This is a genomic window from Polaribacter sp. Q13 (assembly GCF_016858305.2).
In the GTDB taxonomy this organism is placed as follows: Bacteria; Bacteroidota; Bacteroidia; order Flavobacteriales; family Flavobacteriaceae; genus Polaribacter.
In genome coordinates this window covers 129463-153335 of record NZ_CP074436.1, presented here as the reverse complement: position 1 = coordinate 153335, position 23873 = coordinate 129463, and the positions used below count along the sequence as shown (strand labels likewise).

Below are 23873 nucleotides of genomic sequence, written 5' to 3'. Positions count from 1 at the left end.
AAATGAAATATTCTTGGATTGATATTGTAAAAGGAATAGGTATTATTCTTGTTGTTTTAGGGCATATTACAGGGGGTTACAGTCAAAATTTAATTTTTCTTGTACACATGCCTCTTTTCTTTTTTATTTCAGGCTATTTATTTAAATCACAATGTATAAAAGACTATTTTTTAAAAAAAACAATATCTTTATTACTTCCTTATTTTACTTTTTTAGTTATCCTATATCCTTTTGAATACCCATATTCAGTTGATACTAATATTTTCAAATATATTTTAAAACCAATTTATGGAGGACAACTTTTAAACAACGGCTTAATTGCATTTTGGTTTATAACTTGTCTTTTTTTAACCCAACAAGTTTTTAATTTACTAGTTCATAAAATAAATTCTAAAAAACTTCTTGCACTTATAGTGTTCTTATTTTATATAACTAGTTATATAAATTCCGAGATTTATTCTGTTTTTAAACTTCCTTGGAACGCTAATGTAGTTTTAGCTGCTATTCCTTTTTTTTACACAGGCTATTTATTTAAACTAAAGAAATACTCAATCAATTTAATAGTTATTTTAGTATTAAACATTATTTCCGCATATATTATTTATTACCAAACTCCTATTGCGTACGATATGAAAACTGCAAATTACGGAATACCTATTATTAGTTTTATTTTATCTACAGCCTCAATTCTTTTCATTATTTTTATTGCTAAAAAATTACAACATATCAATTTTATTTCTAAAAAGTTAAAATATATTGGAAGAAAATCAATGATAATAATGTTTTTACATCAACCAATATATATATTCCTTAAAAATAATTTTAACATTAATATTATTCTAACTTTTACTATGATTATAGGTTTTTCATGTTTATTTTATAAAATATTTGAACAAAATATAATTTGTAGAGTTTTGTTCTTAGGATCTAAAAAAGACTTAGACCTATTAAGAAATAATAGTAAGAATAAATTAAACTAAAATATAAATTAAACGTAATTTCTCATTTTGTAAATTTATATAATATTTATGGCTGTTTACAAGAAAAATAATATTTTCAACAAACAATTAAAAAAAACACATTATAACCAGTAATTCTAGTAAATTTTTAATGACTATTATCATAAATAATAATCACTCTAAATTATATTTTTGTAAAAACAATTAATTAAAAAATGAGTAAAGCTATTTATATTGCCGCAGTAGAATCTGACAGTGGTAAATCTTTGGTATCATTAGGTCTTTTAAGAATGATGTTAACCAAATCTTCTAAAGTAGGTTATTTTAGACCTATAATCAACGAAGTTAAAGACAGTACACTTGATGACCATACCAATACTGCTATTAATTTTTTCAACTTAGATATCGAATACGAAGATTGTTATGCCTATAAGCACAATGAAGTTGTAGAACTTTTAAGTGAAGGAAAAGCAGATGATGTAATTCATACTGTAATTAAAAAATATAAAAAACTAGAAGCCAAATACGACTATGTTTTGGTAGAAGGTACAGACTTTTCTGGTGAAGGTGGTTTTACAGAGTTAGACGTAAATTTAATGATTGCCAAAAATTTAGGAATTCCTGCTTTAATAGTAGGTTCTGGAAATGGTAAGAAAAAGAAAGATTTTGTAAATACAATGCAACTTACTTATAAATCTTTTGTAAGAAAAGAGGTTGATGTTATTGGTATTATTGCCAACAAAATTGAAGTTGATGAAGTAGACTATATTCAAAAAGAATTAGAAAAAAGTTTTCCAGAAAATATACAAATAAATGTTATTCCTAGAATAGATTTCTTAGCCTACCCAACAGTTAGAGAGGTTTTACTAGCTTTAGAAGGTAAAGTATTATTTGGAGAACAATTTTTAGATAACGCCATTGGTAGTTACAGTACAGGTGCAATGCAACTCCGTAACTATTTAACAAGAATAAGAGAAAATGCATTAGTGGTAACCCCTGGAGACAGAGCAGACATTATTTTAGGTGCTTTACAAGCAAATGCTTCAACCAATTATCCTAAAATTGCAGGTATTATTTTAACCGGTTCTTTAATTCCAGAAGAATCAATTACCAAATTAATTAAAGGGGTACAATCTACAGTGCCTATTATTTCTGTTGAAGGAGGTACTTTTGGTATTACAAATAAGATTGGGGCAGTAAAATCGAAAATTTACGCAAGTCATAGCAAAAAGATATTATTATCTTTAGATACTTTTGATACGTATGTAAATGCAGAAGGCTTAACCAATACACTTACATCATACCATTCTGTTAAACTAACACCTAGTATGTTTCAATATAATCTATTGCAAAAAGCAAGAGCTTATAAAAAACATATTGTTTTACCAGAAGGAGATGATGAAAGAATTATTACTGCTGCAGCTCGTTTACAATTATTAGATATTGTAGATTTAACGTTATTAGGAGATAGAAATGCAATTCAGTTTAAATGCGATCAAATTGGTTTGCAAATAGATTTGGATAAAATAAACATTCTAAACCCAGAAGACTCAATTCATAATGACGCTTTTGTAGAAACGTTGTGCAAAGCTCGTAAACATAAAGGTATGACAGAAACTATTGCTAAAGATTTAGTAAGCGATGTTTCTTATTACGGAACTTTAATGATTATGAATGGTTTGGCAGATGGTATGGTTTCTGGTGCAGTGCATACAACTATGCATACTATAAAACCATCACTACAATTAATTAAAACAAAACCCGGAGTATCAGTGGTATCCTCTGTATTTTTTATGTGTTTATCAGACAGAGTTTCTGTTATGGGAGATTGTGCTGTAAACCCTAACCCTAATGCTGAACAATTAGCAGAAATTGCAATTTCTTCAGCACAATCAGCAGAAGCTTTTGGAATTGAAGCAAAAATTGCCATGTTATCTTATTCTTCTGGAAGCTCTGGAAAAGGAGAAGAAGTAGAAAAGGTAAGAAAAGCAACAGAAATTGTAAAAAAACTACATCCAGAATTAAAAATTGAAGGGCCAATACAATATGATGCTGCAGTAGATATGTCTGTGGCAAAAACAAAAATGCCAGACTCTGAAGTAGCAGGACAAGCATCTGTTTTAATTTTTCCAGACTTAAATACAGGAAACAATACATACAAAGCAATACAAAGAGAAACTGGTGCTTTAGCAATTGGGCCAATGTTACAAGGTTTAAATAAACCGGTAAACGACTTAAGTAGAGGTTGTACGGTAGAAGATATTTTTAACACCGTTTTATTAACAGCAATACAAGCACACCAAGGATAATATGAATATTTTAATTTTAAACGCAGGTTCTTCTTCTTTAAAATACCAATTAATAGAAATGCCTTCACAAGTAGTAAAATGTGTTGGTTTAGTAGAAAGAATTGGTATGCAAGATGCTATTTTTACACATGAAAAAGATGGTGAAAAACATTCTGAAGTTACCCCTATTTTAAACCATAAAATTGGTTTAAAGAAAGTAGCAGATGCTTTATTAGATAAAGAAATAGGTGTTATTTCTTCTGTTGATGAAATAAAAGCAATTGGTCATAGAGTTGTACATGGAGGAAGCAGATATAGTGGTACTGTAGAAGTTGATGAAAAAGTAAAATCTAATATTAAAGATTTATTTAGCTTAGCTCCTTTGCACAACCCTGCAAATTTAACAGGTATAGAAATTGCAGAAACAATTTTTACATCTGCAAAACAAGCGGTCGTTTTTGATACTGCTTTTCATCAAACAATGCCTAAAGAGGCTTTTCAATACGCAATACCAACTAAATATTTAAAAGAAAACAAAGTTAGAGCTTACGGTTTTCATGGTACTAGTCATAAATACGTATCAGAAAAAGCAATAGAATATTTAGGCGGAAAATCATCAAAAATAATTACCATCCATTTAGGCAACGGTTGTAGTATGGCTGCTGTTAAAGACGGAAAGTGCATTGATACTTCAATGGGTTTTTCTCCAACAAATGGATTAATAATGGGAACAAGATCTGGAGATATAGATCATTCTGTTATTTTCTTTTTAATGAAAAAATTAAATAAAACAGCAGATGAAGTGAATGATATCTTACAAAAAAATTCTGGAATGTTAGGTTTAACTGGTTTTTCTGATTTAAGAGAAATAGAAGAAAAAGCAGGTAACGGAAATGAAGAATGCCAAATCGCCTTAAATTTAGCCAGTTATAGAATTAAGAAATTTATTGGTGCTTACACGGCTGCTTTAAATGGTTTAGATGCCATTATTTTTACAGCTGGTATTGGAGAAAACTCTAACTTTATGCGAAGATTATCTTGTGAAAACTTAGACTTTTTTGGTATTGATTTAGACGATTCTAAAAACGATATCCGTTCTAAAGAAATTAGAGAAATTCAAAAACAAACAGGCAAAGTTAAAATTTTAGTGATTCCTACTAATGAAGAACTAGAAATTGCAAAAGAAACGTATGATCTTTTAAATTGATAATATACTTATCTTATAAAAAGAGCCTTCAAGTATTTGTACTTAAAGGCTCTTTTTTTTCCGTATAAAATACTTTTCCTTTTTATTTTTTTACAATTCCTTTTGGTTGCAATATTACCTTTTTCTGATTCTATTTTTAGAAGATAAACTCCATTCACTAAATACTCTATATGTATTTCATCTTTTGTTAATGAAAACTCTTTTTTTCCTAAAACATTAAATAGTTAAATATTCTTTAAAGTAAAACGAGCATCATCCATCTTTAAAATTGAAGAAGTTACCTATAAAAACAAACTCTCTTACACTTGCAGTTTCTTCACAATAATAAGAAGTTGTTCTGTAACCTGATTCTTCAAAAGAACCAATTAACTTGTTTATAAATTTATTATTCTGACCTATTAAATCATCAAAATATTCTTCGCCTGAATACGTTAATTTCACTTAGCCAAGCAAGTTAAATAAGCAAAAAGTTAAAATTAATTGCGTAATTTTTTTCATAATTTTTATATATAAGGTTGAACATTAAAATTATAAAGAAATATACCTACAAATAAGAGTATTTCTAAAAAATCCTTGTTTAAAAAATTGTGAATCAACTAGCTAATTTTTACATTTGTATTTATAATTTTTAAAAACAATCATTAGAAATGGGTAGAGCATTTGAGTTCAGGAAAGCAAGAAAAATGAAACGTTGGTCGGCAATGGCAAAAACTTTTACCAGAATAGGTAAAGATATTGTGATGGCAGTAAAAGAAGGTGGACCAAACCCTGAAACAAACTCTCGTTTGCGTGCTGTGATACAGAATGCAAAAGCTGCCAACATGCCAAAAGAAAATGTTGAACGTGCTATAAAAAAAGCAACAGACAAAGATACGGCTAACTATAAAGAAGTTCTTTTTGAAGGCTATGCGCCACACGGAATTGCACTACTTTTAGAAACAGCAACAGACAATAACAACAGAACAGTAGCAAATGTTAGAGCTTGTTTTAATAAATGTGACGGAAATTTAGGAACTTCTGGTTCTGTAGTTTTTATGTTTGACCATACGTGTAATTTTACCTTAAAAAAGGAAGACATTACTATGGATATGGAAGAATTAGAATTAGAGTTAATCGATTTTGAAGTTGAAGAAGTTTTTGATGATGAAGAAGGGGTAATTATTTATGCTCCTTTTGAACAATTTGGAGCATTACAAACTTACTTTGAAGAAAATAATATAGAAATATTATCTTCTGGCTTTGAAAGAATACCAACTACAACCACAAAATTAAACGAAGAGCAGCAAGCTGATGTAGAAAAACTTTTAGAAAAACTAGAAGAAGATGATGATGTACAACATGTATATCATTCTATGGAAATGTAATTTTTGGGAGTTACCACAAGACGTTAATTACAACTAAATTATTATAAACTAATAAGACCTCAGCTATTCCTTATAACTGAGGTCTTATTGTTTTATAGATTATAAACTATAAAAAACTACAATGTGACTTATCCCAAAGAATCGTGTCATATAAATGAGGGATCTTAAAAAGATACTTCTAACAAAAATCAAAAAAAGAAACCAGCGTCCTAACAACGCTGGTTTTATTTTATATGACTTTTTATAATAGTATTAAACTCTTCTTGCTGCTCTAAAAAAGAAGTTCGTATTCCTAAAAAAGAAAGTGCTTCCACCCTATTTTCTAAACGAACATAATCTTTTTCTGTAGTTAAAATAAGTTTTTTAGAAGATTTTAAATCAGCGTATTCCTCTTTAATCGTAACTATTTCATGCTCTGTAAAATGATGATGATCTGGGAATTTTAAATGTTTAAAATTCACTTTCTTTTCATTTAAAAAAGATAAAAGCGGTGTTGGATTTGCAATTCCAGTAATTAATAAAATCTCGTAATTTTTTAAATCATCAACCAAAACAGATTCAGATCCTGCCGTTTTATCATCATAAGAAATCGTTGTAAAAAACACCTTTTTATGGAATTTCTTTAACTTCTCTTCTACTTTATTTTTAGAAGATTCAGATAAGTTTATTGGGCATTTTGTTACTAAAATAACATCTGCTCGTTTTGCGCCACTTCTACTTTCTCTTAAATTTCCTGTTGGTAATAAAAAATCATCTGTAAATAAATCATCAAATTTAGTTAACAAAATATAAAAACTACCTTTTACTTTTCTATGCTGATAAGCATCATCTAATAAAATAACCTCAGGAGAATTCTCATTAATTAATCTGATAATTCCTTCAGCCCTGTTTGCATCTACAGCTACATTAATAGCACTAAACTTTTTAAAGTACTGTAAAGGTTCATCTCCAACATCTTCTGCAGAATGCGTACTATTTAGCAACACAAATCCTTCTGTTTTACGTTTATACCCTCTACTTAAAACAGCTGTTTTAAAAGACACTTTTAATAAGCGAATTAAATATTCTATTTGTGGTGTTTTCCCCGTACCTCCAACGCTTAAATTACCAACAACAATTACTGGAATCTTAAACGAAGTTTGTTTAAAAACCCCTACTTCAAAAAAGAAGTTACGAATGCTTGTAACCACATCATAAATAATGGCAAACGGAAATAATAAAAATCTTAGAAATTTCATTGATACGAAAATAAGCAGGTTCAACGCATTAAAAAAAGAAAAAGTCACCAATTTCAAATATTTACACAAATTATTTATAAAATTATTGTGCAAGGAATTTAATAATTCCATTTTAACAACTTTCAATTCAATATCACCTAATTAATTATGATAATTAAAGAAAATCGCATCCAAAAAGCAGCTCATTTCTATGGAATGCTGAAAGGAAAATGTTAACTTTGATTTTTCATACAATATTGATTTATGACCATAAAAGACATCACAAATTATTTAGAAGAATTAGCTCCTTTAAATTACGCTGAAGATTTTGATAATGTTGGGTTATTAATTGGTAATTATCAAACAAAAGTTACCAATATTTTAGTTACTTTAGATACTTTAGAAAAAACAGTAGATGAAGCAATTGCTAAAAAGTGTAATTTAATTGTGAGCTTTCATCCTATTATTTTTGGCGGTTTAAAAAAACTAAACGGAAATTCGTATGTAGAACGTGTCGTTTTAAAAGCAATAAAAAATGACATTGCCATTTATGCTACCCACACAGCTTTAGATAATTCTAAAAATGGAGTTTCAGCAAAAATGTGTGAAGTTTTAGGCTTAGAAAATACTAGCATTTTAATTCCGAAAAAAGGGATTATCAAAAAACTAACTACCTACACTCCTACTGCAAATGCAGATGCTCTAAGAGATTCTCTTTTTAAAGCTGGCGCTGGAAGTATAGGTAATTATGATAATAGTTCTTTTAGTTCTTTTGGAAAAAGTACTTTTAGAGGTAATGAAAATTCTAATCAGACTTTAGGAGAAAAAGGAAAAAATCATACTGAAAATGAAACTCAAATTTCTGTAGTTTTTGAAAGTAAATATGAAGCTGCAGTTTTAAAAGCATTGCAAGACAATCATCCGTATGAAGAGGTTGCTTATGAATTAGTTATCACAGAAAATGTGCATCAAAATACTGGAATGGGAATGATTGGAGAACTTCCATCGGAGATGGATGAAACCGACTTTCTTTTATATTTAAAAGCCACAATGAAAACAGATTGTGTGCGTCATTCTAATTTAATCAATAAAAAAATAAAAAAAATAGCTGTTTTAGGCGGATCTGGTAGTTTTGCCATTTCAAACGCAAAAAGAGCCGGAGCAGATGCATATGTGAGTGCAGACTTTAAATATCATGAGTTTTTTAAAGCCGAAAACAAGATTCTTTTGGCAGATATTGGACATTATGAGAGTGAACAGTTTACAAAAAACCTTTTGGTAGACTATCTTACGAAAAAATTTAGTAATTTTGCAGTCATTTTATCAGAAGAAAGTACAAATCCTATATATTATATATAAACATGGCAAAGAAGAAAGAAATTTCGGTTGAAGAAAAATTAAGAGCTTTATACGATTTACAATTAATCGACTCTAGAATTGACGAAATTAGAAACGTTAGAGGTGAACTACCTTTAGAAGTTGAAGATTTAGAAGATGAAGTTGCCGGATTAAACACGCGTATTGCTAACTTAAATCAAGATGCAGCAAACTTAGAAACGGACATTAACAACAAAAAATTAGCTATTGAAGAGTCTAATGGGTTAATGAAAAAGTATGATGAGCAGCAAAAGAAAGTTAGAAATAACAGAGAATTCGATTCTTTATCTAAAGAAATTGAATATCAAGATTTAGAAATTCAATTAGCTGAAAAAAGAATTATTGAATACAAAGCAAAAATTGCTCAGAAAAATGAAGTAATTGATGCTACTAAAGAAAAATTAGCGAAACAAGAAAAACATTTAGGTCATAAAAAAGCAGAATTAGATGCTATCTTAAAAGAGACTCAAAATGAAGAAGAATTATTAGCTAAAAAATCTGATGAGTTTTCTCAAACTTTAGATGCACACTTATTTTCTGCTTATACTAGAATTAGAACTAAAGTTAAAAACGGTTTAGCAGTTGTTGCTATAGAGCGTGGAGCTTCTGGAGGTTCTTACTTTACTATTCCTCCTCAGGTCCAATTAGAAATAGCAAATAGAAAGAAAATTACTATCGATGAGCATAGTGGTCGTATTTTGGTTGATGCTGCCTTAGCGGAAGAAGAAAAATTAAAAATGGAAAAATTCTTTTCTTAATATTTCTACACATAATTTATAAAAAACTCGAAGCTTTTAAGCTTCGAGTTTTTTGTTTTATATAGAAAAATGATTCAAGACTGTTTCGCTAAAAGATACAAGAATCAAGACTAAGTTAATTTTTCTTATTCTTTTTTCACACATAGATTGTCATTCTAAAAAGAATCTTTTACCCTATGTTTACCCTTTCGAGAGAGACTTTTCAGGGAATACAAACTAGTTAGAAAAAAAAGAACAAAACTCCAACTTGTCACTTCGAATGGAGTGAGAAGTCAAATAAAGAAGAGAACACAACGTAGAGCAGCTTTGTGTGATTTCTCTCTACGCTTAAAAGCACAAACTTTTGAGAAAAAGTTATTAAAAAACATAAAAAACCTTACAAAACTCAAAAACAGATCTCTTCGGAATTTTGGGAGAAATCACTTTAAAGTGACCACACGAAATAAATAACTTTACTTAAACAATTTTGGAGCACAGCCTATAAACAAAAAACTCGAAGCCATTCGCTTCGAGTTTTTTGTTTTTATAAAAAGGTCTAACTAAATTAGTAATCTAATTTCTTAATATAGCTTAACTTCTCTTTCCAAAGAGCTAAATCTACCTTAAACTCCTCTACTCTATTTCTTACATTTAACACCAAAGGATTATCTGCTTTCGCATTAGAAAAGAAACCTAAATTGTTTTCTAATTGCTGAATTTCTTTAACAACTTCATCAATTTTCTTTCTAACAAACATTTGCTCAGAATCTAACTTTCTAACATCGTTATCTGCTGCAAGGCTATCTACAACATGTGTAAACTTTAACATTGCAACTTCATTCTTATCTAAATCTAAACCTCCTAAAGCTCTATCTATTAATTTATTAAACTTACCATCTATATGCCTAGCGTTTCTTGGCAATACACCTAATTCTCTCCAGTTATTTATAACTTCAAAAATTTCGTCTTTCGTAGGTTCTTTTAACTCTTTTATTGTTTCTAAAAATGCTTTTTTAGCATCTACAACTTCTTGTTGTTCTTTATTTAAAGAGTTCTTTTGTTCGTGATATCTATCAAAATAATGGTTACAAGCTGCTTTAAAACGTTTCCAAATATCATCAGAAAATTTACGAGGTACATGACCAATTTTTTTCCAATCTGCTTGTATTTTCTTTAAAGTATTTGTCGAAGATTCCCAATCATCACTTTCTTTTAAAGATTCTGCAAGTTCAATTAACTCCATTTTCTTCTTTAAATTCTCTTGCTGATCATTTTTTTCATGTTTGTAAAACACATTTTTAGCACTATTAAATTTCTTTGTAGCCGCTTTAAATTTTTGCCAAACTTCTTCACTTTTAGAATACGGAAGCTTACCAGCATTAAAATACTCTTGTCTTAATTCTTCTATATCTTTAATACTTTTTTGCCAATCGTTATGCGTTTTATTATTAGCCGTATCATAAGCATTTAGCTTTTCAACCACCACTAATTTCTTTTCTATAATTTCTTGGTGTTTAGAACGCATTTCTCTAAAATGATCATGTCTTCTATCATGAATTTTTTTAGTAGCTTTACTAAATGTTTTCCATACATCTTCCCTCATTTCTTGAGAAACAGGTCCAATATCTTCTTTCCAAATTTTATGTAAATTCTGAAGTTCTTTAAAAGCAATATTAATATCTGGTTCTTCTGCTAATGCATTTGCTTTATCAATGATTTTTAATTTTTCTTCTAAATTATGTTTAAAATCTAAATCTCTAAAATCATTACTTAAATGTAGTAAATCGTAAAAACGCTCTACATGATGATGAAATGTTTTCCAAGTATCATTGTAGTGGTTTTTAGAAACAGGACCAATCGTTTTCCAAGAATCTTGCAACTCTCTAAAACTTTTATACATGGTTGCTGTATCTGCATTTTCAATTAAATCTTTTAATTGCTCAATAACAGAAAGTCTTTTTTCTAAATTAGAAGACAATTGCTTATCTAAATCGTTATAATGAGCATCTCGCTGTTTTTTGTAATCAGACAACAGCGTATTATAATCAGCTTTTATAGGGCTAGAAAATTGAAAATCAATAGAATTACCACCTTCTTCTAAAAAAGCAGCTTTCTTTTCTGCTAAAAGAGCACCAAATTGTTGGTTAAAAGCACTTTTAATACCTTCTACTTGGTTTTTAATTTTTTGAACAGGGTTATCAGAAAGTGTTTTTTTAAGTTCTGCAACTAAATCTTCTAAAGATAATTTAGAGTAATCTACCGCATCAGATTCTTCCTCTTTCTCGGTATCTTTTTCAGCATCTACAGCAATAGATTTCTCTATTTCCTCAACAGCAACAACGGTATCATCCGTATCCTTTATAATTTCTTCAACTTCAACTTTTGAAGTTTCATTTACAACTTCTACTATTTTCTTTTCCGTCTTTTCAACGTTTTCATCGTTATTTTCTAACATATCTACAATGTTTAAGGTCTACTATAATACACTATTATATATCTTATAAAGATACAGACAACTTACTAAATCTACAAACTATCTAACTATAAAAATATAGCGTTTAATTATTTTTTGGGCGTTCCCTTGCAGGTCGGGCTTTCCTTTACAATCTTTTTATTCATACTTCATAAAAAGGATTTCCAATGCAATCCCTAACGCGCTAACTTGCCAACAAAAATAGAACTCCTATACTTTCATACAATTTTTGTTACGTATTCCAAATTCTCCAAGATTCTTCTGCTTGTAACTGCAACATTTCATATCCATTTTTAATAGTTGCTCCTTGTGCTTTTCCTTTCGCTAAAAAAGTAGTTACTTCTGGATTGTAAATTAAATCGTATAACAAATGGTTTTCTGTAATAAACTGATATGGAATATCTGGACATCTATCCGTATTTGGCGAAGTACCAACTGGTGTAGAATTGATAATTATCTGATACTTTTCCATAACAGTTTCCGTTAAATCTTGATACGAAATTTCTTTTTTACCTTCTGGGTTTCTAGAAACAAATTTAAATTTAATATCATTCTTTTTTAAAGCATACGCAATGGCTTTAGAAGCACCACCAGTACCTAAAATTAAAGCTCTTTTATGCTGTTTTTTTATCAACGGAAATATCGATTTTTCAAAACCAACCACATCAGAATTATAGCCTTTTAGGTTTCCTCTTTTAGTAAATTTAATAGTATTAACCGCACCGATTTCTTTTGCCGTTTTATCTAATTTATCTAAGTATTTCATTACAACTTCCTTATAAGGAATGGTAACATTAATACCTCTTAGTTTATCTCCTCCTTCTTCTATTAAGGACGGAAAATCTTCTATTTTTGGTATGTCAAAATTAACATACTTACATTTTTTTAAATCCAGTTTTTCAAACTTTTCTGTAAAATAACCACGCGAAAAAGAGTATTCAATATCTTTTCCTAATAAACCAAAAACTTTATTTTTTCTTTCTTCCATAAAAATCTATTGCTAAAATTAACAAAATACCTATTGCTATATAAAACATAGCAAACCACGTTTCTGTATTCGAAAAATCAGGAACAAATCGTTCGTAATTTTCTACTATTTTATTTCCTTTTTTATCAATTAAATAACTACCGTCTGTTTGTAAATAAATTACTTTTTTCCAAGGCCAAACAATCCCCAAAGAACCGGTAATAAAACCAATAATAAGTGCATTTACAATTTGATGCCAACGTTTTAAAACATATCCTAAAACATGGCTAATAGAAACCAAACCGAAAGCAGAACCTGCTGTAAAAACACCAATTATCTTTAAATATCTTATTTTAATTGGATCTGACAAAACTTTAAAATCTCCTGATAATAAACTTGCAATTACACTAGATAATACGTTTACAGAATCTACCAATAACAAAACATAATTTCCTAAAAGGATTAAAATAAAAGACCCAGAAAGCCCAGGAAGTGTCATACCAGAAACCCCTATAATTCCGCAAACAAAAACAAACCAAAGATTGTCATTTTCTGTTGCTGGTGTTAAAAAGCTTATTCCTATTCCTATAGTAGCTCCAATAATTAAGGAAAGTATATTTTTAAAATCCCAATCTCCAAAGTCCTTACCAATATAGTAAATAGAACCTATTATCATTCCAAAAAACCAACTCCAAACATACAACTCAAAGTTTGCCAAAAAATAATCTAAAACTAAAGAAACACTAAAATAACTAAAGATACTCCCGCCCATTATTAATAGCAAAAATGGGCCATTTACATAGCTGTAAAAGCTTTTAAAACGACCATTAAAAAGTAATTTAAAAGCTTTTAAATTTATCTTTCTAAACGAATAAATTAACTCTTCATAAAAACCAAGCACAAAAGAAACAGTTCCGCCAGAAACTCCGGGAACCTTGTTTGCAGCTCCCATAGCCAACCCTTTAAAAAAGAGGCTTAATTTCTGTAAAAAAGTTCTTTCTTTTACCATTTATTTTTTATCCACTGCTAATCTTTCCATTCCTAAAATAAGTACAAAACCAACAACAGCCAATACAATTGCCATGGTTAATTCTGCTTCTCCACTAAAAGAAAAAGGACTTACACTTTGTTGATTAAAGGGTACTTCTACTCCATGAGAATTTGTACGCCATGTTAAGGTTTCTTTCCAAGGCCAAATTTTATTTAAAGAACCAATTATAAAACCAGTTAAAGCTGCTAATGTGATATTTTTATAATGTTTAAACAACCATTTTAAAACACGAGAAAAAGTTAATAAACCAACAACTGCACCTGCCATAAACACTAAAATTGTTTTAAAATCTTTGTTATTTAAAGCATCCAAAACGGGCTTATATGCACCTAATAATACTAAAATAAAAGAACCTGAAATTCCTGGTAAAATCATTGCACAAATTGCTATTGCTCCTGCAAGAAATATAAATAAAGGAGAAGAATTTTCTGAAACTAAAGGATTTAAAGTTGTAATATAATAGGCTAAAAAAGCTCCTAAAACTAATACTATAAAAGAAATAACGTTCCATTTTGTAATTTGTTTTGCTATGTAAATAATACTAGCCAATACCAAACCAAAAAAGAACGACCATAATAAAATAGGCTCATTCTCTAATAAATATTTAATAACTTTTGCAAGAGAAATAATACTTATAAATATCCCTATAAATATCGAAGCTAAAAAGTTTCCGTTTAGTTGTGTCCAAGCAGCTTTTACCCCATCTTGTTTTAAGGTCTTAAATAAACCCAGATTTACGTTGCTAATAGAACCTAATAATTCTTCATAAATACCAGAAATAAAAGCAATTGTACCTCCAGAAACGCCAGGAACCACATCTGCTGCTCCCATAGCCATTCCTTTTAAACCAATAACTATATAGTCTTTTATATTTCTACTCATTTTAAGTTTCTTTTTTTAGAAAAACGAAGATAATAGAAATTTGAGAAAGATTAAGAAAAGCTTAGTTATTTCAAGTATTTCAAATCAAAAAAAAGCAATATCCATATTTTATAATTCCTTTTTTAACCTTACCTCTTTTTTTGCTCTTAATTTTAAAGAGATAGCGGCAATCACAAAATAAATAATTGTTAGAAACCATAAATGATTCCATTCTTTTACTACATCTAAAAAGGAAGCTTCCATTTGCGTTAATTTTACAAAGCCATTCATACCTGGTGTTGATGGAATTATTTCTGATATAAATTTAAAAAACGGCGTAAATCCTTCCGCAGGAAAAGACAATCCGCTTAACATTAATGACGGAATAGAAAGCAACACTAAAAAAACAATAGAATCTTCTCTTCTTTTAAAAAAGGAACTGATAGAAATGCCTAAAAATACTACAGAAAATATATACGGAATTATAAATACATAGATGGTAAATAATGAAGAACGTACTGGAATTCCGAATATAGAATAAACAATTCCAACTTGAATTGGAATAATTACCAAATAAATTAAAGTATATAAACAAGCTTTTGCCAATAAAATAACTATTACACCTCCTTTATGTAATATTCTTGGAAATTCTGTATGCGTACTTATGGTTTCTCTTCTAGAACCACTTAAAAGTCCAATTCCCATCAACAATACCAATTGAATAATCAACGCCGTTAACATTGGTATTAAATAGGTTGCATACCCAGAATTTGTATTAAATAAACTGGTAGATATTGCTTTTATTGGTGTATAATTTTTCTGAGCCTCATCTAAAGATACACCTTTCGCCATCTCTTTTTTTATTGCTATTCCTGCACTAAAATATCCACTAACCGTAGTTACATCTCCTAAAACACGTTTGTAAAACAACATATTTGCAGCATCAGAAAAAGTTGTAATCGTAGTTTGTTTACCACTTCTAATATCCTTTTCAAAATTCTTTGGAATCATAACAATACCTTGAACTTTTCTAGAATAGTAAGCTACCTTAGCTGCTTCTAAATCTGTGAATTTGGTTATTGTTTTTGTACCCTCAGTAGCTTCTAACATAGCAATATAATCTCGACTCATTTTGGTACCATCTTGGTTTACGATGGCTACAGGAACTTCTTTAATTATCTGATTAGAGTATATATACGTATACACTACTAAAATAAGTAGTGTTACAGATAAAAAAGTACTTACTACCGCTTTATCCGATTTAATTGAATTCCATTCTGTTCTAAACGTATTCCAAAATGAGATTTTTCCTTTATAATATGATTTATAGTAATTCTTCATTTTAAATGTTATGCTTAAAACTACCTTTTAAAAACAATCTTTTTAATTTAAACCAACTTAAAAAAATTGGCACAATACATAAAACAACTAAGATAATTATTGATTTTAAAGAATAAAATGCTGGAAATCCTCGCTGTGATTGGTCTAATAATAATTCAAAAAAATGTGTAAATGGAAAAATCTGACTTAACCATTGCAATATTTTTGGCATTCCAAAAATTGGAAATGTAATCCCTGAAAAAGATAGACTTACTGCACCAAAACCAGAACCAATTGTTAAGGCTTCCCTAAAACTACTACCTACCGAAATAAAAAACAAAGCGAATGATTGATTGGCTAATATTAATAAAAGTAACCCAACAAGTACCATTATTTTACTTCCAGAAAACGGAAAATCTTGCCAAACATACATACTTAACAACGTAACAATACCTACCAACAAAAACCAAATTGTATAAGGTAACACTTTTCCTAAAATAATAGCAGGCATACTACCGTTTGCAATGCTTAACAACTTATTTCCTTTACTAAACTTTAAATCTGCTCCAAAACAATAAATAGTGGTTAACATCACAAATAACTGAAAAAACATTGTTAAAAACCCGGTATTTAAATAATAAGAATAATTTGTATACGGATTAGACAATACATGATTATTAGCTTTTATAGGTTGATAATTTACCAATGCTTGTTGCATTGAAACTCCTTTTTTACGTTGCTTTTCTATATTTACACCTGCCGATATTGTACCAATAACTTTCCGAAAGGCTTTATACTCTAATCCTCCAGCCAATAACAAATTACTATTATATTGATTGATAATATTTACTTGTTTACCACTTTTTAAATCTGCTTCAAAATTCTGAGGAATGGTAATAACACCATACGCTTTTCCCAACCGAATTAATTCTTCTCCCTTTTGTTGATTCAAAGGAAAAAAACCAATTTTAATCTCTGGAGCGGCATCTAATTGCGCAATTACATTTCTAGACGTTGCCGTATGATCTAGATCTACAATAGCTACAGGTAAATCTCTGGCAACACCTTCACTTAAAAGCGCATTGAAAAACAAAATAGAAACAAAAGGCAATATTATGGCAAGCATAAAGGACGACTTGCTATTAAATAACAGCGCTATTTCTCTTTTTGCAATCCGTAAAGAGGGTTTCATTTTACTCATTAAATTGAGAATAATCAATTAAAATACTCATTCCTGGTCTTAATGCTACTTCTTTTGTAAGTGGTGCAGCTTTAATTTCAAACGTTCTCACATCAAAATCTCCGGTTGCTTTTGTTGCATTCCAAGTTGCATAATCACCCAAAGCAGCTACGTAATACGTTTTAAATTGTACCTTTTTATTATTTAAAGCAGGAATCGTTGCTTCAAAAACACCCTCTTTTTTAAAATTGAAAAGACTGGTTTCTTTAATATTTAAAATAGCATAACTATTAGCCAAATCTACCAAATGAACCACAGGATATCCTGCTCCTATTAATTCTCCTTCTTCTGGTAAAAAATTAAGAACTTCTGCATCTATAGGTGCAATAATATTACGTTCATTTTTATAACCTTCTAACTCAGTTAAAGCACCATCGGCTTGTTTAACCAAAGCAGAAGCAGCTTCTATATCTTCATTTCTAGCACCTTTCTTTGCCATTTGATACATACTTAACGCAGCTTCTTGGTCTTTTAAGGCAACTTCTTTTTTTGCAAATATTTCATCTCGTTGCTGTTCTGAAATCACACCGTCTTTAAATAAGTTTGCCATACGTGTGTATGTTTTACTCATTACATTGGCAGCTGCCGTTGCTTTTTCATAGACACTTTTTGCAGCTCTAATTTCTTCTGATCTTGCTCCGTTTTGTGCTTTACTTTTTTGGGCATTTGCAGCATCTCTTAACGCTAAAGCTTGTTGCTCTTTTGCCATAATTTCTGGACTTAAAAGCGTTGCTAATAATTGTCCTTTTTTCACACTTTCTCCTTCTTTCACTTCAAAAGAATTAATACGTGTAGGTATTTTAGAAGACAAATAAATTTCTTTTGCTTCTATTCTACCTTGTAAAATAACAGATTTAGGTTTCGTTAAAAACCACACGCCTGTAAGTACTATAATTGAAATAATTACAACACCAATTAATGACTTTATAAATTTTGGATTTCTCATTTTACTATTAATTTTGATTTAAGAACGCTGCTGTTTTTCCTGTAAGTACCATTAACTCTCCGTAAGCTACATTGTACTCGTATAAGGCTTTTATTTTATGTAATTTAATTTCTGATAATTTTAAAGTAGCATCCACAACTTCTAAAGAAGTTCCGGTTCCTTCTTCAAAAGCACGTGTTCTCATAAATTTTAATCTATTTGCCAATGCTTCATCAGCATTTAAACTTTCGTATTGTTCTAGTTCTTTTTGCATGGTATTGTAGAGCTTTTCGGTATACGTAGTTAAATTTAGTCGCGCTTGTTTATCAAGTTCTTCAACTTGAGAAATTTTATATTTTGATGCTTTTATTTTATGTTCTCTTTGAAAACCATTAAACAACTCCCACTCTACACCAACACCTACAAACCATTTTGTATCTACTAAAGGTAAATTATCTTTCCAAAGAATGTATTTTCCAGAAACTCCCACTTTCGGAAAATAATCACTATTTTCTACTTGAACGCCTACTTTTGCTAACTCATGATTTTTTTCAATGATTTTTAACTGTTCATTATCAGACAACATATCATTGGTAAACTCTTGCAAAGGTTTTACAATTGTGGGTTTCGTAAATTCACTATTAAGTCCAGAAATTGAATTTACTCCTATTAAATTCTGCACTGCAGTTGTAGCTAAATCAACGTCTTTTTTAGCAGCTAACAATTCTCTGTTTGCATTAGACAAGGCTACCTTAGCGTTTAAAGTTTCTACTTCCGGAATAATTCCGTTTTCGAAAAACTTATTTGCTTGGTTATTATGCAACAAAATAACGTTATACACTTCTTGTCTTAATTGTACAGCTTCTTGCGCTAATTTTAACTTAAAAAAGTAATTTATTAAATTTATAGTTAATTCATCTTCTTTTATTTTATGCTTGGTTTCTGATAATGCTAATTTTATTTCTGATGCCTTATTGGCTGCATTTATTTTTCCTCCAGCATAAATTGGCATCGATACATTTGCTGTTGCAAAACCTAAGTTTTTTTCTTGCAAAGTAAAATCCCAATCACCTAAAACTGCAGTAGGGTCTGTTATACCTAATAAACCACCCACCGTATTTTTTTGCTCATTTAAGTCTGCAGTAATATCTTTATCTAAGTGCATATAAGTACCAGAAACACTAACCGTTGGTAAACGCAATCCCTTTGTAGCTTTGTGTTCTTCTTCCATCTCCTTTACTTCAAAGTTAGATGCTTTTACGTTTCCGTTTTTAGACAACATTAAATCATACGCTTGCCTTAATGTAATATCTTGTGCGTTTGTAAACGTTGTTATAAAACATAATACAAAGGAGAAAAACACTCCTATTCTATTCAATTTCATTTATTTAATTTTTATATTGATATTCATTTATTTTAAAATATTTAAAATATTTTTAGTTAATTTATCTACATCATTGATAGTTACTTCTTGTTCTCCAAAAATATTTTTTCGTGTAAAGTTGATATAATCTACCGCATATACTAAAATGTGATAATGCAATTGATAAACGGTGGTATCCTCTGAAATTTCTCCAGATTTAACTCCAATATTTTTAATTTTTATGATTAAATCGGCACTCTTATGTTTAATTTCATCCGAAGCAAAAAAGTTTTCATTGTGTAATAATTGATAAAAAAACTTCGAAGCATTCGGCTCTTTCAAAAAATAACTAATTCTATTTTTAATAAATGTTTGAAGTAATGGTTTAATACTATTTTGGTTTAATGCCAATAAATTTTCTAACTCATTATAAAGAAAATCTACCTTGTCATGAAATAATTCGTTTATTAAATCTTGTTTTCCGGCATACGTTCTATATAAATAGCCACCACTTACATTTGCTTTTTTAGCAATCATTGCTATAGTAGTAGATTCTATCCCTTTTTCTACAATTGTACGCATCGTAGCTTCTTTGATTCTTGCTATTTTATCCTCATCAATTTTACGTGCCATGCTTTAAATAATTTGCGTCAACAAAGTTATGAATAAATGTTCATTCATTTAAATAATAATCATTTATTTTCTGAAAAAATTAACGTATCCACTCAGAGATATAAGTTAAATATAAAGTTTACTACACAAAAAAACATCCAAATTATTGAAAAAAATTCAACATAAATGGATGTTTTTAAGAAGTTATATACTTGTATTTTATTTATTCAAATACATTTTACGTCTAGAGTATAAATTATAAAAATCATCATCTTTTAAGTTATCTATAAACAAGATACTCTCTCCTGTTGATTTCATTTCTGGGCCTAATTTTTTGTCTACATTAGGAAACTTGTTAAAAGAAAATACAGGTTGCTTAATTGCAAAACCATCTAAATGCGGTTTAAAATCGAAATCTGTTACTTTCTTTTCTCCTAACATTACTTTTGTAGCATAATTTACATATGGTTCTTTATATGCTTTTGCTATAAAAGGTACTGTTCTAGAGGCTCTTGGGTTTGCTTCAATAATATAAACAATATCATCTTTAACTGCAAACTGAACGTTTATCAAACCTACCGTTTTTAGTTCTCTCGCAATTGTAAAAGTATGGTCTTTAATTTGTTGCAACACAAATTCACCTAAATTAAAAGCAGGTAACGTAGCATTAGAATCTCCAGAATGAATTCCACAAGGTTCTATATGTTCCATAATACCTATAATATACACATTACCATCGGCATCACAAATGGCATCTGCCTCTGCTTCTATGGCACCATCTAAATAATGATCTAACAATAATTTATTACCAGGCATTCTTCCCAATAAATCAACTACATGTTTAACAAGTTCTTCTTTGTTGATGACAATTTTCATTCCTTGTCCTCCTAAAACATAAGAAGGTCTTACCAAAATAGGGAAATCTAATTCATCTGCTAAAGCCAAAGCTTCATCTGCTGTTTCTGCGATACCAAATTCTGGATAAGGAATATTATTCCTTTTTAACAATTCAGAGAAAAGTCCTCTATCTTCCGCTAAATCTAATGCTTCAAAAGAAGTTCCAATTATTTTAACTCCATATTTTGTTAACTTTTCGGCTAACTTTAAAGCAGTTTGTCCACCTAATTGTACAATAACTCCTTCTGGTTTTTCATGACGAATAATATCATAAATATGTTCCCAAAAAACAGGCTCAAAGTATAATTTATCTGCCGTATCAAAATCTGTAGAAACCGTTTCTGGATTACAATTAATCATAATCGTTTCATAACCACATTCTGCAGCTGCTAAAACACCATGTACACAACAGTAATCGAACTCAATTCCTTGTCCAATTCTATTTGGTCCAGAACCTAAAACGATGATTTTCTTTTTATCAGTTACAATACTTTCGTTTGCAATTGTAATTTGTCCGTCTGCAGTTTCAATCTCATTTTCAAAAGTTGAATAATAATAAGGAGTCTTTGCTTTGAATTCTGCAGCACAAGTATCTACTAATTTAAAAACACGTTGTACTTTTAATTCTTCTCTTTTAGTATATACTTCACTTTCTAAACAATCCAACATATGCGCTATTTGTCTATCTCCGTATCCTTTTTGCTTCGCTTCTAGTAATAAATCTCTTCCTAAAGTATCAATGTTATAGGTAGAAATTTCTTTTTGAAGTTGAAATAACTCTTCATATTGCTTTAAATACCACATGTCAATTTTTGTGATATCATGAATCTGAGTTAATGGAATTCCAATAGCAATTGCATCATAAATTGCAAAAACACGATCCCAACTTGCGTAGGTTAATTTTTCTATAATTTGGTTATAGTCTGTGTATCCCTTTCCATCTGCACCTAAACCATTTCTTTTAATTTCTAAAGACTGCGTTGCTTTGTGTAATGCTTCTTGAAAAGAACGTCCAATCCCCATTACCTCTCCAACAGATTTCATTTGTAAACCTAAAGTTCTGTCTGAACCTTCGAATTTATCAAAATTCCAACGTGGTATTTTTACAATTACATAGTCTAATGTTGGCTCAAATAAAGCCGATGTAGATTTTGTAATTCCGTTTTGTAACTCATCTAATGTATACCCAATGGCTAATTTTGTAGCTACTTTTGCAATAGGATATCCTGTTGCTTTAGACGCTAAAGCGGATGAACGAGAAACACGAGGATTAATTTCAATGGCAATAATATCTTCTTTTTCGTCTGGTGAAACTGCAAATTGCACATTACAACCACCTTCAAAATCTCCAATAGAACGCATCATTTTAATAGACATGTCACGCATTTTCTGAAAAGTTCTATCAGAAAGTGTCATTGCCGGTGCTACGGTAATAGAATCTCCGGTATGAATTCCCATCGGGTCCATATTTTCGATAGAACATATAATGACAACATTATCGTTTTTATCACGTAATAATTCCAACTCGTATTCTTTCCAGCCCATCATCGCTTTGTCAATCATCACCTCATGTATTGGTGATGCTTCTAAACCGAAACTTAAAAGTTGGTCAAAATCTTCTGCTTTGTAAACAATAGAAGCTCCTGCCCCACCCAAGGTATAAGAAGAACGAATTACTAAAGGAAAGCCAAATTCTTGTGCAATTTCTTTACCTTTTAAAAATGAAGTTGCTGTTGCTTGAGGCGCCATAGGCACATCAATCTTTAACATTAACTCTCTAAATTGCTCTCTATCTTCAGTAATATTAATGGCATCAATGTCTACACCAATTAATTTCACATTAAAATCTTCCCAAATGCCTTTATCATCTGCTTCAATACAAAGATTTAATGCAGTTTGTCCACCCATTGTTGGTAAAACAGCATCAATTTGTGGATGCTCTTTTAAAATTTGAATGATTGATTTTGTTGTTAAAGGCAACAAATAAATATGATCAGCCATTGAAGGGTCTGTCATAATTGTTGCAGGATTAGAGTTAATTAGAACAGTTTCGATTCCATCTTCTCTTAAAGAACGTAGTGATTGTGAGCCAGAATAATCAAATTCACATGCTTGTCCAATAACAATTGGTCCAGATCCAATAATTAAAACTGATTTGAGGTCTTTTCTTTTTGGCATTGTAAGTTGTTGTGTTATTTAGTTTTACAAAAATAGTTAGTGTTTGGGTATAAAAAAAGGTGTTACTTAAAAAAAGTAACACCTTATATTAACAATTGTTAATCATTTATTTTTTATGTCTAGTTTCCGTAGAAACAGAAATTTTCTTTCTTCCTTTAGCTCTTCTTCTAGCTAAAACCTTTCTACCATTAGCAGAAGCCATTCTTTCCATGAAACCATGTTTATTTCTTCTCTTTCTCTTTGACGGTTGGTAAGTTCTTTTTGGCATTATCTGTATTTTTAAATGTCTTGTATTATTATTTTACTGCTTAAAATTCTACTCATTTAAAGCGTTGGCAAATATACAACTGTTTTTATTTATGGCAAACACTATTTTAAAAAAAAATCAAAAAATATTACTTTATCTTTTTAAGAGGTTTTTTCATTGTATTTTCAGCTAAACTATAAAAGTTTTTATAATTTGAAATTGGTTGTGGTCTTAGCGCTCTTGTCTGCATATCTTTATTTTCTATAATAAAAACTTCGTCTTTGCAATTCATATAAAACAAAATACCTCCATTTATTAAATCAATAATTTTCACAAAAGACATCGCATCAGCATTAGAATCATTGAACCGTCCTTTACTATTCTAAGCAAAAGAAACATCATTCAGATCTTTTAAATATAACCTTTTTGTTAAAATCACATAATCTATATCTGTATTCTCTTTTAAAAAGGTTATCTTTTATCAGTAATCTGATATCCTAAATAAAAGAAATAATTAATTTTCCTTTTTTATTTTTGAAACCTTTCTTTAAAAAAATATTGTTATCTAATTAATCTTAAATAAAGTTGAC

19 protein-coding genes are annotated in these 23873 nt (G+C 29.6%); 6 read left to right on the top strand and 13 right to left on the bottom strand.

The annotated features are described in order from the left end of the window. The first annotated feature begins 2 nt into the window (after positions 1–2). The 3 genes from JOP69_RS00700 (at position 3) to JOP69_RS00690 (ending at position 4454) form a co-directional block, all read left to right on the top strand. Positions 3–980 carry an acyltransferase family protein gene (locus tag JOP69_RS00700; protein WP_203394469.1) on the top strand — a complete coding sequence of 326 codons (978 nt, stop codon included), beginning with the start codon at positions 3–5 and terminating at the stop codon, positions 978–980. 194 nt (positions 981–1174) lie between these two features. Then, positions 1175–3268, top strand: coding sequence for a phosphate acetyltransferase (gene pta, locus JOP69_RS00695; protein WP_203394470.1), 2094 nt, complete (start codon positions 1175–1177; stop codon positions 3266–3268). Between the two features lies 1 nt (position 3269). Further along, positions 3270–4454, top strand: coding sequence for an acetate/propionate family kinase (locus JOP69_RS00690; protein ID WP_203394471.1), 1185 nt, complete (start codon positions 3270–3272; stop codon positions 4452–4454). Positions 4455–4706: 252 nt separating this feature from the next. Here the strand turns inward: JOP69_RS00690 and JOP69_RS00685 are convergent, their stop codons facing one another. Continuing rightward, complete coding sequence (locus JOP69_RS00685) at positions 4707–4895, bottom strand: hypothetical protein (protein WP_203394472.1); 189 nt, start codon at positions 4893–4895, stop codon at positions 4707–4709. 206 nt (positions 4896–5101) lie between these two features. Here JOP69_RS00685 and JOP69_RS00680 point away from each other — a divergent pair, with 206 nt between their 5' ends. After that, entirely contained in the window at positions 5102–5818 is a 717-nt protein-coding gene (locus JOP69_RS00680) for a YebC/PmpR family DNA-binding transcriptional regulator (protein ID WP_203394473.1), read from the top strand. A gap of 224 nt (positions 5819–6042) precedes the next feature. Here the strand turns inward: JOP69_RS00680 and lpxK are convergent, their stop codons facing one another. Continuing rightward, positions 6043–7056 (bottom strand): tetraacyldisaccharide 4'-kinase, encoded by a 1014-nt coding sequence (gene lpxK, locus JOP69_RS00675; protein ID WP_203394474.1) that lies wholly within the window; start codon positions 7054–7056, stop codon positions 6043–6045. A 243-nt stretch (positions 7057–7299) separates the two neighbouring features. Here lpxK and JOP69_RS00670 point away from each other — a divergent pair, with 243 nt between their 5' ends. Then, entirely contained in the window at positions 7300–8394 is a 1095-nt protein-coding gene (locus JOP69_RS00670; protein WP_203394475.1) for a Nif3-like dinuclear metal center hexameric protein, read from the top strand. Positions 8395–8396: 2 nt separating this feature from the next. After that, complete coding sequence (locus JOP69_RS00665) at positions 8397–9170, top strand: zinc ribbon domain-containing protein (RefSeq protein WP_203394476.1); 774 nt, start codon at positions 8397–8399, stop codon at positions 9168–9170. A gap of 544 nt (positions 9171–9714) precedes the next feature. Here JOP69_RS00665 and JOP69_RS00660 read toward each other — a convergent pair. The 11 genes from JOP69_RS00660 to rpmH all read right to left on the bottom strand — a co-directional run bounded on the left by JOP69_RS00660 (position 9715) and on the right by rpmH (position 23304). After that, positions 9715–11604 carry a DUF349 domain-containing protein gene (locus JOP69_RS00660; protein WP_203394477.1) on the bottom strand — a complete coding sequence of 630 codons (1890 nt, stop codon included), beginning with the start codon at positions 11602–11604 and terminating at the stop codon, positions 9715–9717. 250 nt (positions 11605–11854) lie between these two features. Then, positions 11855–12610, bottom strand: a complete 756-nt coding sequence (locus tag JOP69_RS00655; RefSeq protein ID WP_203394478.1) for a shikimate dehydrogenase — start codon at positions 12608–12610, stop codon at positions 11855–11857. Continuing rightward, positions 12591–13598, bottom strand: coding sequence for a DUF368 domain-containing protein (locus JOP69_RS00650; protein WP_203394479.1), 1008 nt, complete (start codon positions 13596–13598; stop codon positions 12591–12593). The genes JOP69_RS00655 and JOP69_RS00650 overlap by 20 nt, the downstream gene beginning before the upstream one ends. Then, positions 13599–14522: a DUF368 domain-containing protein gene (locus tag JOP69_RS00645; RefSeq protein ID WP_203394480.1), complete on the bottom strand. Its 924-nt coding sequence runs from the start codon at positions 14520–14522 to the stop codon at positions 13599–13601. It abuts the gene before it with no gap. Positions 14523–14630: 108 nt separating this feature from the next. After that, positions 14631–15842 (bottom strand): ABC transporter permease, encoded by a 1212-nt coding sequence (locus JOP69_RS00640; RefSeq protein ID WP_203394481.1) that lies wholly within the window; start codon positions 15840–15842, stop codon positions 14631–14633. A gap of 1 nt (position 15843) precedes the next feature. After that, positions 15844–17013, bottom strand: coding sequence for an ABC transporter permease (locus JOP69_RS00635; protein ID WP_203394482.1), 1170 nt, complete (start codon positions 17011–17013; stop codon positions 15844–15846). Position 17014: 1 nt separating this feature from the next. Further along, a complete protein-coding gene (locus JOP69_RS00630; protein ID WP_203394483.1) occupies positions 17015–18007 on the bottom strand; it encodes an HlyD family secretion protein in 993 nt (330 codons plus the stop codon). A 7-nt stretch (positions 18008–18014) separates the two neighbouring features. Beyond that, positions 18015–19370 carry a TolC family protein gene (locus JOP69_RS00625; RefSeq protein ID WP_203394484.1) on the bottom strand — a complete coding sequence of 452 codons (1356 nt, stop codon included), beginning with the start codon at positions 19368–19370 and terminating at the stop codon, positions 18015–18017. 27 nt (positions 19371–19397) lie between these two features. Continuing rightward, positions 19398–19982, bottom strand: a complete 585-nt coding sequence (locus JOP69_RS00620) for a TetR/AcrR family transcriptional regulator (protein WP_203394485.1) — start codon at positions 19980–19982, stop codon at positions 19398–19400. Between the two features lie 198 nt (positions 19983–20180). Continuing rightward, positions 20181–23036 carry a carbamoyl-phosphate synthase large subunit gene (carB, locus tag JOP69_RS00615; protein WP_203394486.1) on the bottom strand — a complete coding sequence of 952 codons (2856 nt, stop codon included), beginning with the start codon at positions 23034–23036 and terminating at the stop codon, positions 20181–20183. Between the two features lie 106 nt (positions 23037–23142). Further along, positions 23143–23304 carry a 50S ribosomal protein L34 gene (rpmH, locus tag JOP69_RS00610; RefSeq protein ID WP_036820926.1) on the bottom strand — a complete coding sequence of 54 codons (162 nt, stop codon included), beginning with the start codon at positions 23302–23304 and terminating at the stop codon, positions 23143–23145. Between the last annotated feature and the right edge of the window lie 569 nt (positions 23305–23873).

What these genes read in the sequence shown, in the direction of transcription:
- JOP69_RS00660 (WP_203394477.1), bottom strand. Translation starts at nt 11,604, where the DNA reads ATGTTAGAAAATAACGATGAAAACGTTGAAAAGACGGAAAAGAAAATA.
- lpxK (WP_203394474.1), bottom strand. Translation starts at nt 7,056, where the DNA reads ATGAAATTTCTAAGATTTTTATTATTTCCGTTTGCCATTATTTATGAT.
- JOP69_RS00625 (WP_203394484.1), bottom strand. Translation starts at nt 19,370, where the DNA reads ATGAAATTGAATAGAATAGGAGTGTTTTTCTCCTTTGTATTATGTTTT.
- JOP69_RS00635 (WP_203394482.1), bottom strand. Translation starts at nt 17,013, where the DNA reads ATGAAACCCTCTTTACGGATTGCAAAAAGAGAAATAGCGCTGTTATTT.
- rpmH (WP_036820926.1), bottom strand. Translation starts at nt 23,304, where the DNA reads ATGCCAAAAAGAACTTACCAACCGTCAAAGAGAAAGAGAAGAAATAAA.
- JOP69_RS00640 (WP_203394481.1), bottom strand. Translation starts at nt 15,842, where the DNA reads ATGAAGAATTACTATAAATCATATTATAAAGGAAAAATCTCATTTTGG.
- JOP69_RS00620 (WP_203394485.1), bottom strand. Translation starts at nt 19,982, where the DNA reads ATGGCACGTAAAATTGATGAGGATAAAATAGCAAGAATCAAAGAAGCT.
- JOP69_RS00665 (WP_203394476.1), top strand. Translation starts at nt 8,397, where the DNA reads ATGGCAAAGAAGAAAGAAATTTCGGTTGAAGAAAAATTAAGAGCTTTA.
- JOP69_RS00645 (WP_203394480.1), bottom strand. Translation starts at nt 14,522, where the DNA reads ATGAGTAGAAATATAAAAGACTATATAGTTATTGGTTTAAAAGGAATG.
- JOP69_RS00680 (WP_203394473.1), top strand. Translation starts at nt 5,102, where the DNA reads ATGGGTAGAGCATTTGAGTTCAGGAAAGCAAGAAAAATGAAACGTTGG.
- JOP69_RS00655 (WP_203394478.1), bottom strand. Translation starts at nt 12,610, where the DNA reads ATGGAAGAAAGAAAAAATAAAGTTTTTGGTTTATTAGGAAAAGATATT.
- JOP69_RS00670 (WP_203394475.1), top strand. Translation starts at nt 7,300, where the DNA reads ATGACCATAAAAGACATCACAAATTATTTAGAAGAATTAGCTCCTTTA.
- JOP69_RS00700 (WP_203394469.1), top strand. Translation starts at nt 3, where the DNA reads ATGAAATATTCTTGGATTGATATTGTAAAAGGAATAGGTATTATTCTT.
- JOP69_RS00650 (WP_203394479.1), bottom strand. Translation starts at nt 13,598, where the DNA reads ATGGTAAAAGAAAGAACTTTTTTACAGAAATTAAGCCTCTTTTTTAAA.
- JOP69_RS00690 (WP_203394471.1), top strand. Translation starts at nt 3,270, where the DNA reads ATGAATATTTTAATTTTAAACGCAGGTTCTTCTTCTTTAAAATACCAA.
- JOP69_RS00630 (WP_203394483.1), bottom strand. Translation starts at nt 18,007, where the DNA reads ATGAGAAATCCAAAATTTATAAAGTCATTAATTGGTGTTGTAATTATT.
- carB (WP_203394486.1), bottom strand. Translation starts at nt 23,036, where the DNA reads ATGCCAAAAAGAAAAGACCTCAAATCAGTTTTAATTATTGGATCTGGA.
- pta (WP_203394470.1), top strand. Translation starts at nt 1,175, where the DNA reads ATGAGTAAAGCTATTTATATTGCCGCAGTAGAATCTGACAGTGGTAAA.